Below are 939 nucleotides of genomic sequence, written 5' to 3'. Positions count from 1 at the left end.
AGTGCGTGTTTGAGAAGGATCTCGTTATTGGTATGTGAGGGGGCGTGGGCCTTGGCGGACGGCGGGCCGGCCGCCGCGGGCCAGGCGGCGGGTCATGAGGCCGATGGCGGCCCAGCGGATCATGGCTTCGCTGGTGGAGGTGTGGCGTTCGTAGTCGCGGGCGAGCCGGCGGTGCCCGGTGAGCCAGGCCAGGGTCCGTTCGACCACCCACCTGCGGGGGAGCACGGCGAACCCCTTCTGATCTGTGGGTTTGCGGACGACGCTGACCGTGGTGCGCAGGGTGTCGGCGGCCCAGCCCAGCAGCCGCCCGGCGAAGGCGGCATCGGCGAACACGAATCGGCAGGTGGGCGAGGTGAGATACAGGCCCAGCAGCGCACCCTTGGCGCCGTCGCGGTCCTGGACGCTCGCGGCGCACACGGTCACGGTGATGAGCAGGCCGAGGGTGTCGGTGACGATGAAGCGCTTGCGTCCGGGCACCTTCTTGCCCGCGTCGTAGCCTCGGGTGTCGCGGCCGACGGTGTCGGCGGCCTTGATGCTCTGGGAGTCGATGACGCCCGCGCTGGGCTCGGCGTCGCGGCCCTCGCCCCGGCGGACCTGCTGCCGCAGAGCGTCCAGCATCCGCAGCGTGACCCGCTGCTGTTCCCACCGCACGAAGTACCAGTAGACGGTCTGCCAGGGCGGGAAGTCGGCGGGCAACTGCCGCCACGAACAGCCGGTGCGCACCACGTACAGCACCGCGTCCACGATGTCGCGCCGCGGATGCTTCTCCGGGCGGCCACCGCTGCCGGCCGGTGGCAGCAGCGGCTCCACCAGCGCCCATTCACCGTCGGTCAGGTCCGAGGGGTAACACGACTGCCGAGACATCGCGCCACCCTGCACGAACCGGCACACAAGATCACGCAGCCACGCCGACCGAGATCAACTTCTCAAACACGCACT

At 70.2% G+C, this 939-nt stretch carries 1 protein-coding gene; it reads right to left on the bottom strand.

Annotated elements, in window-relative coordinates:
- Nucleotides 1–24 precede the first annotated feature (24 nt).
- Complete coding sequence (locus ABFX46_RS43310; protein ID WP_346050458.1) at nt 25–864, bottom strand: IS5 family transposase; 840 nt, start codon at nt 862–864, stop codon at nt 25–27.
- Nucleotides 865–939: the final 75 nt, after the last annotated feature.

It is taken from the genome of Actinomadura chokoriensis (assembly GCF_039529475.1).
Classification (GTDB): Bacteria; Actinomycetota; Actinomycetes; order Streptosporangiales; family Streptosporangiaceae; genus Spirillospora; species Spirillospora bangladeshensis.
The sequence above is the reverse complement of the archived record's forward strand: the minus strand, read 5'-3'. Positions and strand labels throughout refer to the sequence as shown.

What these genes read in the sequence shown, in the direction of transcription:
- ABFX46_RS43310 (WP_346050458.1), bottom strand. Translation starts at nt 864, where the DNA reads ATGTCTCGGCAGTCGTGTTACCCCTCGGACCTGACCGACGGTGAATGG.